At 71.8% G+C, this 17,015-nt stretch carries 12 protein-coding genes and 1 pseudogene; 4 read left to right on the top strand and 9 right to left on the bottom strand.

Going from position 1 to position 17,015, the window contains the following annotated elements:
• Positions 1-32: 32 nt before the first annotated feature.
• From ACZ66Z_RS26615 to nsdA, 3 genes are all read right to left on the bottom strand, one after another.
• The gene (locus tag ACZ66Z_RS26615; protein ID WP_015036464.1) at positions 33-371 is read right to left on the bottom strand and encodes a P-II family nitrogen regulator; all 339 of its coding nucleotides are present in this window, start codon (positions 369-371) and stop codon (positions 33-35) included.
• Positions 368-1,714, bottom strand: a complete 1,347-nt coding sequence (locus ACZ66Z_RS26610; RefSeq protein ID WP_469937884.1) for an ammonium transporter — start codon at positions 1,712-1,714, stop codon at positions 368-370. The genes ACZ66Z_RS26615 and ACZ66Z_RS26610 overlap by 4 nt, the downstream gene beginning before the upstream one ends.
• A 398-nt stretch (positions 1,715-2,112) precedes the next feature.
• On the bottom strand, positions 2,113-3,588 hold the full coding sequence (gene nsdA, locus ACZ66Z_RS26605; RefSeq protein WP_469937883.1) for a transcriptional repressor NsdA: 1,476 nt from the start codon (positions 3,586-3,588) through the stop codon (positions 2,113-2,115).
• Positions 3,589-4,012: 424 nt separating this feature from the next.
• On the opposite strand from nsdA, the gene ACZ66Z_RS26600 reads away from it, so the two are divergent.
• Positions 4,013-4,666, top strand: coding sequence for a bifunctional DNA primase/polymerase (locus ACZ66Z_RS26600; RefSeq protein ID WP_469937882.1), 654 nt, complete (start codon positions 4,013-4,015; stop codon positions 4,664-4,666).
• A gap of 84 nt (positions 4,667-4,750) precedes the next feature.
• On the opposite strand, the gene ftsY is transcribed toward ACZ66Z_RS26600, so the two are convergent.
• Complete coding sequence (gene ftsY / locus ACZ66Z_RS26595; protein ID WP_469937881.1) at positions 4,751-5,968, bottom strand: signal recognition particle-docking protein FtsY; 1,218 nt, start codon at positions 5,966-5,968, stop codon at positions 4,751-4,753.
• An 87-nt stretch (positions 5,969-6,055) separates the two neighbouring features.
• Between ftsY and ACZ66Z_RS26590 the strand changes: the two genes are divergently transcribed.
• Positions 6,056-7,510 carry a cytosine permease gene (locus ACZ66Z_RS26590; protein ID WP_469937880.1) on the top strand — a complete coding sequence of 485 codons (1,455 nt, stop codon included), beginning with the start codon at positions 6,056-6,058 and terminating at the stop codon, positions 7,508-7,510.
• Between the two features lie 52 nt (positions 7,511-7,562).
• Positions 7,563-8,534, top strand: a complete 972-nt coding sequence (locus tag ACZ66Z_RS26585; RefSeq protein WP_469937879.1) for an LLM class flavin-dependent oxidoreductase — start codon at positions 7,563-7,565, stop codon at positions 8,532-8,534.
• 75 nt (positions 8,535-8,609) lie between these two features.
• On the opposite strand, the gene ACZ66Z_RS26580 is transcribed toward ACZ66Z_RS26585, so the two are convergent.
• The 4 genes from ACZ66Z_RS26580 to ACZ66Z_RS26565 all read right to left on the bottom strand — a co-directional run bounded on the left by ACZ66Z_RS26580 (position 8,610) and on the right by ACZ66Z_RS26565 (position 14,929).
• Positions 8,610-10,043, bottom strand: coding sequence for a sugar porter family MFS transporter (locus ACZ66Z_RS26580; RefSeq protein ID WP_469937878.1), 1,434 nt, complete (start codon positions 10,041-10,043; stop codon positions 8,610-8,612).
• A 191-nt stretch (positions 10,044-10,234) separates the two neighbouring features.
• Positions 10,235-13,771, bottom strand: coding sequence for a chromosome segregation protein SMC (gene smc, locus ACZ66Z_RS26575; RefSeq protein WP_469937877.1), 3,537 nt, complete (start codon positions 13,769-13,771; stop codon positions 10,235-10,237).
• A 268-nt stretch (positions 13,772-14,039) separates the two neighbouring features.
• Entirely contained in the window at positions 14,040-14,258 is a 219-nt protein-coding gene (locus tag ACZ66Z_RS26570; RefSeq protein ID WP_030690660.1) for a hypothetical protein, read from the bottom strand.
• 389 nt (positions 14,259-14,647) lie between these two features.
• Positions 14,648-14,929 (bottom strand): acylphosphatase, encoded by a 282-nt coding sequence (locus ACZ66Z_RS26565; protein WP_053644541.1) that lies wholly within the window; start codon positions 14,927-14,929, stop codon positions 14,648-14,650.
• Positions 14,930-15,143: 214 nt separating this feature from the next.
• On the opposite strand from ACZ66Z_RS26565, the gene ACZ66Z_RS26560 reads away from it, so the two are divergent.
• Entirely contained in the window at positions 15,144-16,124 is a 981-nt protein-coding gene (locus ACZ66Z_RS26560; protein WP_469937981.1) for a CAP domain-containing protein, read from the top strand.
• 24 nt (positions 16,125-16,148) lie between these two features.
• On the opposite strand, the pseudogene ACZ66Z_RS26555 reads toward ACZ66Z_RS26560, so the two are convergent.
• Positions 16,149-16,766 (bottom strand): annotated as a pseudogene (locus ACZ66Z_RS26555) (replication initiator); the annotation flags it as partial.
• Positions 16,767-17,015 lie beyond the last annotated feature (249 nt).

Raw genomic sequence — 17,015 nt, 5'->3', positions numbered from 1 at the left:
CGGCGGCTCCCCTTCGTGCTGACAGGCCGTGTTTACAGTGCGTCCGGACCGCGCTCGCCGGTGCGGACCCGTACGGCGGTCTCGACCGGCACGCTCCACACCTTGCCGTCTCCGATCTTGCCGGTCCGGGCGGCCTTCACGACGACGTCGATGAGCTGTTCGGCGTCCTCGTCCTCGACGAGGACCTCGATGCGGATCTTGGGGACCAGGTCGACGGTGTACTCGGCGCCCCGGTAGACCTCGGTGTGGCCGCGCTGGCGGCCGTAGCCGCTGGCCTCGGTGACGGTGAGGCCGTGGACGCCGAACGCCTGGAGGGCCTCCTTGATCTCGTCGAGCCGGTGCGGCTTCACGACCGCGGTGATGAGCTTCATGCGTCCACCTTCTTGTTCTCGCTCAGTACGGGCGTCGCCGGGGCGGTGCCGCGGCCGGTGATGCCGCCGCCGGCTCCGCTGAAGTCGTACGCGGTCTCGGCGTGCTCGACCTGGTCGATGCCGGAGACCTCGTCGTCCTCGCCGACCCGCATCCCCATCGTCCTGTCGATGATCAGGGCGAGGAGCGCGGAGGCGATCAGAGAGTAGGCAAGGACCGCGAAGACTCCGACGGCCTGCTTGCCGAGCTGTTCGAGGCCGCCGCCGTAGAAGAGGCCCTTGGCGTCGGACTGGACGCCGCCGGTGGCGAAGAAGCCGACGAGGAGGGAGCCGGCGATGCCGCCGACGAGGTGGACGCCGACGACGTCGAGGGAGTCGTCGTAGCCGAACCGGTACTTGAGGCCGACGGCCATGGCGCACAGGAGGCCGGCGATCGCGCCGATGGCGATGGCGCCGAGCGGGGAGCAGGAGCCGCCGGAGGGGGTGATGGCGACGAGGCCGGCGACCGCGCCGGAGGCGGCGCCGAGGGTGGTGAAGGAGCCGTGGCGGACCTTCTCGTACGCGAGCCAGGCGAGCATGGCGGCGGCGGTGGCGACCTGGGTGTTGACGAACATCACGGCGCCGACGCCGTCGTCGTTGCCGAGCCAGGAGCCGGCGTTGAAGCCGAACCAGCCGAACCAGAGGAGACCGGCGCCGAGCATGACCAGCGGGAGGCTGTGCGGGCGCATCGGGTCCTTCTTGAAGCCGACGCGCTTGCCGATGACGAGGATGACGCCGAGGGCGGCGGCGCCGGCGTTGATGTGGACGGCGGTGCCGCCGGCGAAGTCGATGACGCCCATCTCGAAGAGCCAGCCGCCCGCGCCCCAGACCCAGTGGGCGACGGGGAAGTAGACGATCGTGACCCAGAGGGTGACGAAGAGGGCCCAGGCGGTGAACTTGACGCGGTCGGCGAGGGCGCCGCTGATGAGGGCGGGCGTGATGACCGCGAACATCAGCTGGAAGACGGCGAAGACGTAGACCGGGATGGTGTAGCCGTCCCAGAGCTCGGTGATGCCGATGCCGCTGAGGCCGACGTACTCGGAGGACCAGCCGATCAACGAGCCCGAGTCGGTGCCGAAGGCGAGGCTGAAGCCGAAGAGCACCCAGAGGACCGTGACGATCCCGAGGCTGATGAAGCTCATCATCAGCATGTTGAGGGTGGACTTGACGCGGACCATGCCTCCGTAGAAGAAGGCGAGTGCCGGGGTCATCAGCATGACCAGGGCGGAGCAGATGAGCATGAACCCCGTGTTGGCGGCAGACAGCTCGGGGGCGTCTGCGGCCAGGGTCGTGACGGCTGGTGCCATCGGCGTCTCCTCGTCGTCGAATGCGGCCTGTGCGGGGCGGGGCCGGGGAGCGTCCGGCCCTGAGGGGATGGCCGGTTATGCGCCAGAGGTTCGCGCAGCGCGGTTTCCGCCGATGCCGCTCGATGTTTCGCCGCGGTGACGAAGGAGTGGGGCGTGTTACGCGGCCGTGAACGGCCGTGTCGGTACGGGGGGCGTCCCCGGCGCTCCCCCGGGGGATCTCCGGGGAATGGCTGGGGGAGCTCCGGGGTACCGCCGGGGGATCTCCGGGGTATCGCCGGGGGAAAGAAACCGGCCGCGCCGCCGTCCGTGTGACCTTGCGGCGGGGGAGCCGAGTCGGGCAGTACGGGACGGGCGGCGCGGCCGGGGCCTGTGCGGGCTCGCGGGGACGGCGCCGGGGGTCAGACCGCTTCGGCGGCCTCGGGGAGGAGCTGGGTGAGCCGGTCGGTGAGCTGGACGACCTCGGCGACGTCGCTGTAGTTGCGGGCGGCGTGGTCGACGGTCTTGCGGAGCCGGGTGTTGACCCGCTCGGAGCGGATGCTGCGGGCGACCCCGAGGGCCTTCTCGGCGAGGACCACGGACTGCTCGGGCTCGCGCTTGAGGAGGTGGACGGTGGCCATGCCGATCAGGTTGAGCGCGTACGACCGCTGGTGGTCGGGGTCCTTCTCGAAGAGCTCGACGGCCCGCTCCATGACGGGCTCGGCGAGCGAGGCGTAGGTCGGGGAGCGGCCGGCGACGTAGGCGAGGTCGCGGTAGGAGTGGGAGTTCTCGCCGTTGAGCTCGGCCTCGGAGAAGAAGCGGATCCAGTCGGGCTCGGGCTCGCCGTCGAGGCCGACGTCGGCGAAGGTGTCCTCGGCCATCCGGACGGCCCGCTTGCACTTGGAGGGCTGCCCCATGTTGGCGTAGGCGCGGGCCTCCATCGCATACAGCATGGCCTGGGTGCGGGCGGTGGCGCAGTCCCGACTGCCGTACTGGGCGAGGTGGATGAGTTCGAGGGCGTCGTCGGGCCTGCCGAGGTGGATCATCTGGCGGCTCATGGAGGAGAGGACGTACGAGCCGAGGGGCTTGTCGCCGGCCTCCTTGGCGGCGTGCAGGGCGAGCACGAAGTACTTCTGGGCGGTCGGCTGGAGGCCGACGTCGTAGCTCATCCAGCCGGCGAGCTCGGCGAGCTCGGCGGCGCAGGTGAAGAGGCGCTTGGCGGTGGCGGCGGGCTGGGACTCCTGGAGGAGGTCGGTGACCTCGTGGAGCTGGCCGACGACGGCCTTGCGGCGCAGTCCGCCGCCGCACTGGGCGTCCCACTTGCGGAACATGGCGGTGGTGGACTCCAGGAGGTCGAGCTCGATCTCCGAGAGCCGGTGGGGGCGGCGGGGGTCCACGAGGGGCTCGGGGCGCTCGACGTCGCCGACGGGGGTGGGGACGAGCCAGCGCTGCATCGGCTCGATGAGGGCGGGTCCCGCGGCGAGCTGGAGGGAGGAGCCGAGGAAGCCCCGGCGGGCGAGCATGAGGTCGCTGCGGGAGAACTCGCTGAGCAGGGCGACGGTCTGCGGGCCGGCCCAGGGCAGGTCGACGCCGGAGACGGAGGGCGACTGGTGGGCGGTGCGCAGTCCGAGGTCCTCGATGGCGACGACGGAGCCGAAGCGCTCGGAGAAGAGCTCGGAGAGGATCCGCGGGATCGGCTCGCGGGGCTGCTCGCCGTCGAGCCAGCGGCGCACGCGCGAGGTGTCCGTGGAGATGTGGTGGGCGCCCATCTGGCGTGCCCTGCGGTTCACTTGGCGTGCCAGTTCGCCCTTCGACCAGCCGCTGCGCACGAACCACGAGCCCAACTGCTCGTTCGGGCGCTTGCCGGCAGTCGTACCGTCTGCGCCGTTGCCGCTCACTGGAACGCCCCCATCCACCTGATTGCCTGTCGTCCGAACCCCTATCAGGATGCCGCCTCCCGCGGCATCCGTCCGACGTTCGTCCTCCTTCGAACTGGAAACCGGGTTGCCTCCGGCATACTCACGCACGCGAGCGGCCCCGGGTTTCGAGTACCGAAAGTAATCCTACGATCACCCCTCCACGAGGGCGATTCAAGAAACGCCACCATTCGCCACCCCTTCGAATGAACTCGCCACGCGCGGAACGCGATTCACTTGACATGCGACGAACCGGAGTCGACGGACGGAAGCGCGGAGAGGCGTGCGCCAGGGTCCGCACCACCCCGCTCACGACCGTGCGCCACACCGGCGACGGACCGTGACGAAGGGTGACGACGGTGCTCCGGGTCGTAACCACCGGCGCGCTCGACCCGTTGGAGGGGGCATGGGTTTCACGATCGGCGGCATTCGTGAGATGCGGTCCGGCGCACGCCGCCGCGTACGCACCACGGAGTGCACAGCGGTGGCCGAGTACACGGGGCTTTGGGGCTGGGACGTCGTCCCCGGCGCGCGAGCCGTCTCCGGCCAGTGCTCCTGCGGGGATCCCTCCTGCGCGGCCCCCGGCGCGCACCCCCTCTCCTTCGCGGAGCCGGTCCCGGCGGGCGCCGGTCTCGACGTCGCCACCAAGGCGTGGTCCGAGTACCCGGGCGCGACGCTGCTCCTCCCGGTCGGCCGGGCCTTCGACGTGATCGAGGTCGCCGAGGCCGCGGGCCGACGGGCGCTGGTGCGCCTGGAGCGCATGGGGCTGCCGCTGGGCCCGGTGTGCGCGACCCCGACCGGCCGGGCGCGGTTCTTCGTGGCCCCGGGCGCGGCGGCCGAGCTGCCGCAGCTGCTGTACCGGATGGGCTGGGACGACGCCGATCTGGACCTGCACTGTCTGGGCCCCGGCTCCCACGTCACCGCTCCCCCGTCGGACCTGGGCGGGCTCGGGCCGGTGCGCTGGCTGCGGCCCCCGACGCTGGACACGGCGGGCGCGCCTCCGCAGGCCCGGCTGCTGCTCGGCACGCTGGCGTACATCTGCCATCGGACGCATTTCTGATCTCCGGTACGCGTCCGGTCCCCGGTACGCGGAAGGGCCCTCGCCACCTGGTGGCGAGGGCCCTTCCGCGTGCCGTACGGGGTGTCAGTCGCCGATCAGGGCGTCGACGAAGGCGCCCGGCTCGAAGGGCGCCAGGTCGTCCGGGCCCTCGCCCAGGCCGACCAGCTTGACCGGGACGCCCAGCTCGCGCTGGACGGCGACGACGATGCCGCCCTTGGCGGTGCCGTCGAGCTTGGTGAGCACGATGCCGGTGATGTCCACGACCTCGGCGAAGACGCGGGCCTGGATCAGTCCGTTCTGGCCGGTGGTGGCGTCGAGGACGAGGAGGATCTCGTCGAGCGGGCCGTGCTTCTCGACGACGCGCTTGACCTTGCCGAGCTCGTCCATGAGGCCGGTCTTGGTGTGGAGCCGGCCGGCGGTGTCGATGAGGACGACGTCGGCCTTCTCGGCGATGCCCTCCTTGACCGCGTCGAAGGCGATCGACGCCGGGTCGCCGCCCTCCGGTCCGCGCACGGTCCGGGCGCCGACGCGCTCGCCCCAGGTCTGGAGCTGGTCGGCGGCGGCGGCGCGGAAGGTGTCGGCGGCGCCGAGGACGACGGACTTGCCGTCGGCGACGAGGACCCGGGCCAGCTTGCCGGTGGTGGTGGTCTTGCCGGTGCCGTTGACGCCGACGACCATGACCACGCCCGGGACGTCCTCGGGGCTCTCGGTCCTCACCGTGCGGTCGAAGTCGCCGAGGAGGGCGACGAGCTCCTCGCGGAGCAGGCCGCGCAGCTCGTCGGGGGTGCGGGTGCCGAGCACCCTGACGCGCTCGCGCAGCCGGTCGACGAGCTCCTGGGTGGGCGCGACGCCGACGTCGGCCGTGAGGAGGGTCTCCTCGATCTCCTCCCAGGTGTCCTCGTCGAGGTGCTCGCGGGACAGGAGCGTGAGCAGCCCCTTGCCGAGCGAGTTCTGGGAGCGGGCGAGCCGGGTCCGGAGCCGGACGAGCCGGCCGGCGGTCGGCTCGGGCACCTCGATCGCGGGAGCCTCCGGCTCCACGACGAGCGGCTCCTCGACGACCGTGGCCCCGGAGGCCGTCTCGGTGGGGAGTTCGACCTCCTCGACCGTGCGGCGTGGTTCCTCCCGCGGTGTCTCCGCCTCCTCGCCGACGTGCGGCTCGGCGGGCGGAGCGGTGATGGTCGGCGTGGTGGACGGCGGCTCGGCCGGCGGCAGCTGCTTCTTCTTGCGACCGCTGATCACGAGCCCGCTCGTCACGGCGACCGCGACGACCAGAGCGATGACTACAGCAAGGATGAGTTCCATAACGGGTCCAGTATCGGCCACGAAGGGCCCGGAGGCGGAGCACGTACAGTGGGTGGTTCCCCCACATCTGTCCAACGGAGTACCCCCATGCCCCACGCCTCCGAAGCCGCAGGCGCGACCCACGACGGCGCGATGGAGACCCGCGGTCTCGAACCCGTCCCCGACGCCGAGCGGACCGGTCGGGTCCGCGAGCTCTTCCCGACCTGGGTCGCGGCCAACATCAGCGTGCTGCTGCTCACGATGGGCGCCGGTCTGATCGTCTTCAACGGCCTGAACTTCTGGCAGGTCCTGACGGTGGCGGTCGTCGCGCCGGTCCTCTCGTACGGGCTCGTCGGTCTGGTCTCGATCGCGGGGAAGCGCGGCGGGGCGCCCGGCATGGCGCTGTCGCGGGCCGTGTTCGGTCAGCGCGGAAACCTTTTTCCGGGTGCGTTGATCTGGGTGGCCCGCTGGGGCTGGGAGACCATCAACGCGGTCACCGGGGCGTACGCGGTGCTGACCGTCCTCGACCTGCTCTTCGGCGTGAGGTCGAACACGCTCCTCGTCGTGGTGACGCTGCTGCTCTTCGTGACCAGCACGTTCCTGGTCTCGGGCCTCGGGATCAACGCGCTGCGGGTGTGCAGCAAGTGGTCGACGTACCTCTTCGGCGCCTTCTCCGTGCTCGTCCTGGTCCACCTCGTGGCCAACACCGACTGGGCGGCGGTCTTCGACAAGCCGGCCGGTTCGACGGCGATGACGGTCGCGGGCATCGGCACGATCGCGGCCGGCGGCATCAGCTGGGTGCCCTCGGGCCCGGACTTCACGCGCTACCTGCCCCGGGCGGCCTCCTCCCGGGCCGTGGTCGGCTCGACGATCGGCGGCGCGGGGATCGTGGTGCTCCCGATGGTGCTGATGGGCGCGGTGATGGCGGTGTCCACGCCGGACCTGGCCTCGGCGCAGGACCCGGTCTCCTTCATCGGCGAGCTGCTGCCGATGTGGATCTCCGTGCCGTACCTGGTGATCGCGCTGATCGGGATGGTGCTGATCAACTCGATGTCGATGTACTCGGCCGGGTTCACGGCGCAGACCCTGGGCATCAAGGTGCCGCGCGCGGCGGCGGTGAGCGTGAACGCCGTGATCAGCCTGGTCTTCGGTTTCCTCCTGATGGTCGTGGCGACCAGCTTCATCGGCTCGTTCATCTCCTTCCTGACGCTGCTCGCGGTGGCGTTCTCGGCGTGGATCGGGGTCTTCGGCGTGGACATGCTGCGCCGGAGGTCGTACGACGCGGCGGCGCTGATGGACACCACGAGGACCAGCGCCTACTGGTACCGGGGCGGTTTCGCCTGGCAGGCGATGACGGCGTGGGCCGTGGCGCTGCTCGTGGGTCTGCTGTTCACGAAGGTCGACTGGTTCTCCGGTCCGCTCGCCCCGTCCTGGATCGGGAGGAACGGTCTGGGCTGGGCGGCGACGATCGTGGTCGCCGGCGTGCTGTACGCGGTGCTGCCGCGCACCCCGGAGAAGGCGCCGGCGGCGCCCGCCGAAGTGCGCGAGACCGTTTCCATCTGACGCCACGTCAGCTACCGTCCCCCTTCCGCGCACCAGCGAAGGGGGACTTCCCATGCCGTTCAGCGTCGTACGGTTCAACCTCGTCGATCCCCGCGCGACCCCGGACTCCCTCTCGGAGCGCTACCGGGCGGCGCTCGCCATGGCCGCGTACGCCGACGAGCACGGCGTCGACACCGTGCAGACCGAGGAGCACCACGGGGTCGAGAACAACTGGCTGCCCTCCCCCTTCGTCTTCGCAGGCGCGGTCTTCGGCGCGACGCGCCGGATCGCGGTCACCGTCTCGGCGGTCATCGGCCCGCTGCACGATCCGCTGCGGCTGGCCGAGGACATCGCGGTCCTGGACCTGCTGAGCGGGGGCCGGCTCGTGACGGTGGCCGGGATCGGCTACCGGCCGGAGGAGTACGAGGAGCGCGGGGTCGACTGGGGACGGCGCGGCAAGCTCCAGGACCTGCTCCTGGAGACCCTGCTCACGGCCTGGACCGGGGAGCCGTTCACCCATCGGGGCCGTACGGTACGGGTCACCCCGCGGCCCTTCACCCGGCCGCACCCGGTGCTGCTGGTCGGGGGGTCGTCGCGGGCGGCGGCGCGTCGGGCGGCCCGGCTCGGGCTGCCCTTCTTCCCGAGCGCGCACCTGCCGGAGCTGGAGGCGTACTACCGGGAGCGGTGCGCGGAGTACGGCACGGAGGGCTGGACGATGATGCCGGCCGAACGGACCCCGCTGCTGCACCTGTCGGAGGATCCGGACCGGACCTGGGCCGAGTACGGCGGGCACTTCCTGCACGAGGCGCGGACGTACGCCTCGTGGCAGTCCAAGGACATCCGCTCGGCGGTGCGTTCGACGGCGACGACGGTGGCGGAGCTGCGGGCGGAGGGGGTGTACCGGGTGGTCACCCCGGAGGAGTGCCTGGCGCTCGGCCTGGAGAGTCCCGTGCTGCATCCGCTGTGCGGCGGGATGCCGGTCGAGGAGGGGTGGCGGAGCCTGCGGCTGTTCTGCGAGGACGTGCTGCCGCGGCTCACGGCGTGAGACGGCGTACCGCCCCGGCCGGAGGCATGGGGCCTGCGGCCGGGGCGGTCGTCGCGAGGAGAGGGGCAGCGGGGATTAGCCCATCTCCTCCAACGCCTTGCCCTTCGTCTCCTTGACGTACCGCAGCACGAAGGGGATCGAGAGCACGGCGAAGACCGTGTAGATGACGTAGGTGCCGGAGAGGTTCCAGTCCGCGAGGGACGGGAAGCTGGCGGTGATGGCCCAGTTGGCGATCCACTGGGCGGAGGCGGCGACGCCGAGGGCCGCGGCGCGGATCCGGTTGGGGAACATCTCGCCGAGGAAGACCCAGACCACCACGCCCCACGAGAGGGCGAAGAAGAGCACGAAGACGTGGGCGGCGACGAGGGCCACGACGCCCTGGGTCTCGGGCAGCTTGCCGTCGACGAGGTCGGCGGAGAAGGCCCAGGCCTCGAAGGCGAGGGCGATCGCCATGCCGACGGAGCCGACGAGGGCGAGCGGCTTGCGGCCGACCCGGTCGACCAGGACCATCGCGATCACCGTGCCGATGATGTTGATGATCGAGGTGGTGAACGAGTAGAGGAACGAGCTGGACGGGTCGATGCCGACGGACTGCCAGAGCGTCGCGGAGTAGTAGAAGGCGACGTTGATGCCGACGAGCTGCTGGAAGACCGAGAGTCCGATGCCCACCCAGACGATGGGCAGCAGCTTGAAGCGGCTGCCGGAGACGAACAGGTCCCAGAAGGTGGACTTGTGCTCGCGGCGCATGGCCTGCTTGATCTCGCCCACCCGGTGGTCCAGGTCGACCCCCTTGCCCTCGACCTCGGCGAGGACCTCCTTGGCCCGGTCGATCCTCCCGACGGAGATGAGGAAGCGGGGGGACTCGGGGATCGCGAAGGACAGCAGGCCGTAGAGGAGGGCGGGGACGACCATCACGCCGAGCATCCACTGCCAGGCCTCCAGGCCGCCGATCTCGCCGCGCTGCTCGCCGTCGGCGAGCTGGAGGATGCCGTAGTTGACCAGCTGGGAGATGGCGATGCCGATGACGATCGCGGCCTGCTGGAAGGAGCCGAGGCGGCCGCGGTAGGCGGCGGGGGCGACCTCGGCGATGTACGCGGGGCCGATGACGGAGGCCATGCCGATGGCGAAGCCGCCGATGATCCGCCAGAGGGCGAGGTCCCAGAGGGCGAAGGGCAGCGCGGAGCCGACGGCGCTGACGGCGAAGAGCACCGCGGAGATCTGCATGCAGCGGATGCGTCCGATGCGGTCGGCGATCCGGCCTGCGGTGGCGGCGCCGACGGCACAACCGATCAGGGCGATGGCGATGACCTGGGCGAGGGTGCCGGAGCCGATGTCGTAGCGGTCCCGGATCGCCTCGACGGCGCCGTTGATGACGGAGCTGTCGTACCCGAAGAGGAAGCCGCCCATCGCGGCGGAGGCCGTGATGAAGATGACGTGGCCGAGGTGGTCCGGGTGGGCGGCTCGGCCTTCGGAAGGCGGCGGCGTGGGCGCCTGCGCGGTGTCGGTCACATGGACTCCTCGGTGGGGGGCGAGCCCTTCCAGTGGCGCACAACTTCACGCCGCCCACCACGTGAAGGTAAAAGCAACGTTGCAGAGACTATGCCTTCAAGTTTCGAAGTCAAGAGGGAGCCTCCTGTGAATTTCACGGGGCAACAAACCCGCTTGCGTTCAACTCTTGGAATTGATCATGAGCGAACCCTCTAGCGGAGTCGTTGGCTGATGACCTTCGATACCCCGTCGCCCTGCATGGAAACGCCGTACAGCGCGTCCGCGACCTCCATCGTCCGCTTCTGGTGCGTGATCACGATCAGCTGCGAGGACTCCTGGAGCTCCCGCATGATCCGGATCAGCCGCTGGAGGTTGGTGTCGTCGAGCGCCGCCTCGACCTCGTCCATCACGTAGAACGGGCTGGGCCTGGCCTTGAAGATCGAGACGAGCAGCGCCACGGCGGTGAGCGAGCGCTCGCCGCCGGAGAGCAGCGAGAGCCGCTTGACCTTCTTGCCCGGCGGGCGGGCCTCCACCTCGACGCCGGTGGTGAGCATGTTGTCCGGATCGGTGAGGACCAGCCGGCCCTCGCCGCCCGGGAAGAGCCGTGAGAAGACGCCCTCGAACTCGCGGGCGGTGTCCCGGTAGGCCTCGGTGAAGACCTGCTCGACCCGCAGGTCGACCTCCTTCACGACCTGAAGCAGGTCGGTACGGGTCTTCCTCAGGTCCTCCAGCTGTTCCGAAAGGAACTGGTGGCGCTCCTCCAGGGCCGCGAACTCCTCCAGGGCCAGCGGATTGACCTTGCCGAGCTGGTGGTACGCCCGTTCGGCGGCCTTCAGCCGCTTCTCCTGCTCCGAACGGACGAACGGGCGCGGCTCCTCGGACTCCGGGTCCTCCGCCTCCTCGCCCTCCGCCGTCGGCGACGGGGGCACGGGCTGGTCCGGGCCGTACTCGGCGACCAGCGCGGTCGCCTCCACGCCGAACTCCTCCAGCGCCTTCGCCTCCAGCTGCTCGATCCGCAACCGCTTCTCGGCGCCGAGCACCTCTCCCCGGTGCACGGAGTCGGTCAGCTTGTCGAGCTCCGCCTTGAGGTCCCGCCCCTTGGCCCGGGCGGCCGTCAGGCCCCGCTCCCGCTCGGCCCGCGCCGCCTCGGCCGCCTCCCGCTCCCGCTCGGCGCGCACCAGGGAGACCTCGACGTGGGCCAGGAGGGCACGGGCGCCCGCGGCGACCGCGCCCGCGACCCGCTCCTCGTGGCGCAGCCTGGTCCGCCGCTGCTCGGCACGCGCGCGTGCCTCCCGTTCGGCGCGGGCGGCCCGGTCGAGCGAGTCGGCCCGTCCGGCGAGCCCCCTGACCCGCTCCTCGTGGGTACGGACCTGGAGCCGCGCCTCCATCTCGGCCTGGCGCGCCTGGGCTCCGTCGATCGCGAGCCGGTCGCGCGTGGAGGTGTCGGGCTCGTCCTCGGCCGGCATCTCCTCGGCGACGAGGAGCCGTTCGGCCAGCTCCTCGGCCTCGGCGGTGGCCTTCTCCAGGGCTTCCTGGGCGCGGGCGGCGGCCGCCGCGGTCCGCTCGGCCTCCCCCGCCGCTCCCCTGGCCTGCCCGGCGAGCCGCCCGAGCCGCTGGGCGACGGCGGACCTCTCGCGCTCGCCGGCGCGGCGGCGGGCGTCGAGCTCCTCGACGAGGACGCCGGCGGCCCGGTGCCGCTCGGCCGCCTCCTGCTGCGCACGGGCGAACTCCTGGCACCGCGCGCCCAGTTCGTCGAGCTCGGCGGCGGCCTCGGCGACCGAGGCCTGGACTTCGAGGAGGCTGGGCGCCCCGGCGGAGCCGCCGTGCGCGACGTGCGACCCGAGCAGGTCCCCTTCGGCGGTGACGGCGATGAGCGCGGGCCTGGTCCTGACCAGTTCGACGGCCTCGTCGAGGTCCTCGACGACCACGATTCCGGCGAGCAACCGGCGGACCGCGCCCAGGAGTTCGACGGGTCCGCTGACCAGGTCGGCGGCGTACGGGTGCCTTCCGGCCGTCGTCGGGGGCTCGGGATCGGGGGCTCCGGCCAGGATCAGCGAGGCCCGGCCGGCGTCCTGCTTGCGCAGCAGGCGCAGGGCCTCGGCGGCGGCGGAGGGCCCGTCGGCGGCGAGCGCGTCGGCGGCGGCGCCGAGGGCGGCGGCGACGGGGATCTCGTACCCGGGGGTGACGGTGAGGAGTTCGGCCGCCGGGCCGAGGACCCCGCTGAGGCCGGCGGAGAGCAGCGCGCCCGTGCCGTCCTTGCGGCGCAGCCCGAGGGCGAGGGTGTCGTGCCGGGCCCGGGTCGCGGCGCGGCGGCGCTCGACGGTGGCGGCGGCCTCGCGGGCGACGCCGAGCGCGGCCTCCGCGTCGGCGAGTTCGCGGCGGGCGGCCTCGTACCGCTCGCCGTGCTCGGTGTCCTCCGCGTCGAGGCCGTCGACCTCGGCCCTGAGCCGCTCGTACTCCTCCTGGGCGGCGGCGGCCCGCTCCGCGGCCTCGTCGCGGGCGGCGGCGAGCCGGTCGATCTCGGCCCGGGCGGAGGCGGCGCGCGAGCGGGCCGCGTTGACCTGGCCGTGGAGCCGGGCGAGGCCCTCGCGCCGGTCGGCGATGGCGCGGGCGACGTCCTTGAGGCGGCGCTCCTCGGCCGCGAGCGCGCCCTCCAGGTCCGCGCGGTGGGCGACGCCGTCCTCAAGGACGCGCTCGGCGACCTCCAGGGCCGCTTCGAGCTCCGCCTCCTGTTCGCGCACGCGGGCGGCCTCGCGCTCCAGGTCCTCCGGGTCGCGGCCGCGCCGTTCCTCGGCGGGCGCGGTGGTGGCGCTCTTCACGCGCGCGTCGGCCAGGGAGACGGTGCCCCGCACGCGTTCGGCGAGCTGGGAGAGGTCGTACCAGTTCTGCTGGGCGCGCTCCAGGCGGGGCACGAGGGTGCGGGCCTCCGCCTCGAGGCCCGCCTCCTCGGCGAGGGCGGCGCGCAGCTCGGCCTCGGTGGTCTCCTTGCGGGCGAGCAGGGCCGCCTCGTCGGCGACCTCGGCGGTCAGCGCCGTCCGGAGCCGGACGAGGTCGTCGGCGAGGAGCCGGAGCCGGGCGTCGCGCAGGTCGGCCTGGATGACGACGGCGCGGCGGGCGACGGCGGCCTGTCGACCGAGCGGCTTGAGCCGGCGGCGGAGTTCGTCGGTGAGGTCCTGCACGCGCGCGAGGTTGGCCTGCATCGCGTCCAGCTTCCGCAGGGCCTTCTCTTTCCGCTTGCGGTGCTTCAGGACGCCGGCGGCCTCCTCGATGAAGGCGCGGCGGCCCATCGGGTCGGCGTGCAGCACGGAGTCGAGCTGTCCCTGTCCGACGATGACGTGCATCTCGCGTCCGATGCCGGAGTCGGAGAGCAGGTCCTGGAAGTCGAGCAGCCGGCAGGTGTCGCCGTTGATCTGGTACTCGCTGCTGCCGCCGCGGAACATGATCCGGGTGAGGGTGACCTCGGCGTAGTCGATGGGCAGCGCGCCGTCGGAGTTGTCGATGGTCAGGGAGACCTCGGCGCGGCCGAGCGGCGGGCGCCCGGTCGTGCCGGCGAAGATGACGTCCTCCATCTTGCCGCCGCGCAGCGACTTGGCACCCTGCTCGCCCATGACCCAGGAGAGGGCGTCCACCACGTTGGACTTGCCCGAGCCGTTGGGCCCCACGACACAGGTGATTCCCGGCTCGAACCGGAGCGTGGTGGCCGAGGCGAACGACTTGAATCCGCGGAGGGTCAGGGCCTTGAGGTGCACTCCTTGGACTCTACCGGGGCCCGTGCGTTTCACCCGCGATGACGTGGGGCAGATCCTCGGATGAGGAGGGGTGGGACGCGGGGGAAACGCCGGGTGAAAGGAAGAAGGGACGCCGAAGCGTCCCTTGCAGATCCAGCTGTCGTGCGCGTGCGTCGATCCGTACGATCACATCCGCACGCTCAGAGGTGTGCGATCCGCACGATCAGCGGTGTGGTGTCCGGCTGCGCCGACGAGAATGCTTTCCACCTGGCCCCTGAGGGCTGGGTTGTCAGGTGAGCGCGGGCTCTGCCTGGGGTACGTCGAGGTCGATGCTGTTCAGCAGCGACTCTCCCTGGTGCTGAGCGGCGGCAGCGGCGAGCGTGTCGTTCTCGGACTGGATCCGTACCAGCTCGGATTCGAGGTCCTGGACGCGCTGCTGAAGCCGTCGCATCTCGGCGAGGAGTCGCGGGTCGGAGCCGCCGACGTATCCGAGAAGCGCCTTTGCCATGATGGATGGTCCTCCACAATGAGTGACCGACCGAAGCGGTGTGGGTCGTGAGGGATTCGCACCCGCGGTGCTCGGCAGTACTGCTTGTCGTGCCGGTTCCACTGCCAAACAGCTAAGGTGCGCGGGGCTTCCAGAGTCTCACCAAAAAGTTTGACGGTCAACACGATCACGCCCCGTTTGCAGGGCTGCCGAGGAGTCCACGGCCGCTCAGCGGGCGGCGGGGCCTTCGAACTCGGTGCCTCGGGGGCGTCGCGATCATCCTTACGGGGCAGCCTCGCACGACCGGCGCCAGATGGCAACCATCAGGTGCTTCGCTGGTCACACCCCTGTTACCGCACGTCCGCCCGGCGCCGCTCTGGGTCACCGGGCGGGGTGTCGGAGCGTGATCGTCAGCGGATGGCGAAGCCGTCGTAGCCGCCGCGCGGGGTGTCCCAGATCTCAGTGACGCCGTCCACACGTCCGGGTGTGTCGTCGGAGTGAAGCCAGTCGAGCAGACGGTGGCAATTCTCACGCGGCCCCTCGGCCACCACCTGCACCCGCCCGTCGTCGAGGTTCAGGGCGAAGCCCACCAGACCACCGATCTCCAAGGCGTTTGCCCTGGTGAACCAGCGGAAGCCCACTCCCTGTACCCGGCCGCGCACCCAGGCGGTCATCCGTGCGTCGTCGCTCATGGCTGCACGCTAACGGGCCGATTGCCGGATGAGCACATCGCCCCTGCTTTCCATCGCGTACAGTCCCGACCGAACACACCTCACCCGTTCGGGCGCGCTCCGTTCGACCGCCCTCCGGATGCCCCTCCGGAACGGTGTCGACAGCAAAGATCAGCAAAGCCCGGCAAAGCTCGGCAAAGAACCAGCGAAGACCAGCAAGAGGAAGGCAGAGCAGATGGGACGCCATCGTCGCTCCGGCGCCGCACCCGCCGCAGAAGATTACGCGGCCGGTTCGGACCGCCCGCACCGGGGTGCCGCCCGCCGTCGGCGGCCCGTGCGCACCGGCCTGCTCGGTGCCTCCGCGGCCGTCGCGGTCGGCGCCGTCGCCGTCGCCTCGGGTCTGCTTCCCGGCGGGGACGTGTTCACCGCCGGCAAGGCCGGGACGAGCGAGCACCAGGTCCAGTCCCGGCAGGCCCCGGAGCTGACGACGCAGGGCGGCTCCACGCAGACCCCGGCCGGTGAGTCGGGGGGTGCGGTGACGGGCGAGAGCACGGGCACCGGCACCGGGAAGAGCGGCGCCTCCGCCTCCCCGTCGACGAAGCCGAGCCCGAAGGCCACCCCGAAGCCGACGCCGACCCCTTCGAGGACGAAGGCGAGGACGAAGGCCCCCGTCACGAAGCCGGTGGCGCCGAAGGCCTCGGCCGCGCCCACGACGAAGGCGCCCGGGCCGGAGGCGCCCACGACGAAGGCGCCTCCGACGAAGGCACCCGCGCCGAAGCGGGTCCCGACTACGGCGGCGCCGACGGAGAAGGCCCCGGTCACCTCCACCGCCGACCGGGGCGAGGCCGCCGAGGCCGAGGTCTTCCGCCTGGTCAACACCGAGCGCGCCAAGGTGGGCTGCACGCCGGTGCGCGCGGACGCGCGGCTCGCGGCGCTGGCCGGCGCGTTCAGCGCGGACATGGCGACGCGCGGCTTCTTCGACCACACGGACCCGGACGGCGACACCCCGTGGGTCCGGGCGGAGCAGGCGGGCATCTCGGGCATGGGCGGCGAGAACATCGCCCGTGGCCAGGTGGACGCGGCGGCGGTGATGGCGTCCTGGATGAACAGCGACGGCCACCGCGCCAACATCCTGAACTGCGACTTCACGACCATGGGCGTGGGCGTGGTCTTCGGCGACGGCGGCCCCTGGTGGACCCAGGACTTCGGGTACTGAGATTCCCGCAGGTCAGAGCCCTACGCATGGATGCGGGCCGTCCCGGGGCCGTGACCCGGCACGGGCGGCGGTCTGGCGGCGCAGGTAGATGGTGAAGCGCCGCCGCAGATGCCCGGCGTGGTTGTTCCACAGCACCGCGCCCGCGTAGTCGTACCGGGCCGGGTCCAGGGCCGTACCGAGGGCGGGATCGTGCTCGGCGTGGGCGGTGCGGCACCGGCCGGAGGCGGGGCGGCTGTGGACCGGGCCGAAGGACGGGGCGGTCGGGGTGGCGAAGACCCGGGGGTGATCCCGCACCGTGGCGGGGACGTTCTTGCGCTCGTCCCCGGTGATCCCGGCCCGGACCAGGTGGCAGGTGTCCCCCGCGTAGGTCCAGGCGCAGGACGGGCGGCGGGAGGCCCGGCGGTTGCCGCAGGCGACCCGTAACCGGCCCCCCGGCTCCTCGGCCGTCGAGTACGCGTACAGGACGTCCCCGGTCCGCCGGTCACGGGTCACCGTGGTGCCGGACAGGTGGATCGGATCCGAGCAGCCACCCATACGACGGATCCGCTCCCGCCAGCGGTCGAAGCCGGGGGTGTTGGCCACTCGCAGGAGGTCGGCCAGGGGGAGGGAGTCGGTGCCCAGGGAGGCCGCGACACGAGCCACGGCCTCCGGGGCGACGGGGAAGACCGTCGCCGGATCAGCGTCCTCGCCCGCCCAGCCGGACCCCTCACGGACGGAGCAGTCGGCCCACGGACGCGAGGTCAGGAAGTACAGGCACTCAGCAGGGTCAGGGCACCGCCCCTCCAAGCAAGCCGGGCAGGCCCGACCTCACATCGAGCGGCGGTGGACCTCAACAGAACCAGGCGTCATGGAACTTCCCTTCGTGGGAGCCAGGGGCGGCGGTTCTTCTTG

It is taken from the genome of Streptomyces sp. NPDC107498 (genome assembly GCF_055582805.1).
The sequence above is the reverse complement of the archived record's forward strand: the minus strand, read 5'-3'. Positions and strand labels throughout refer to the sequence as shown.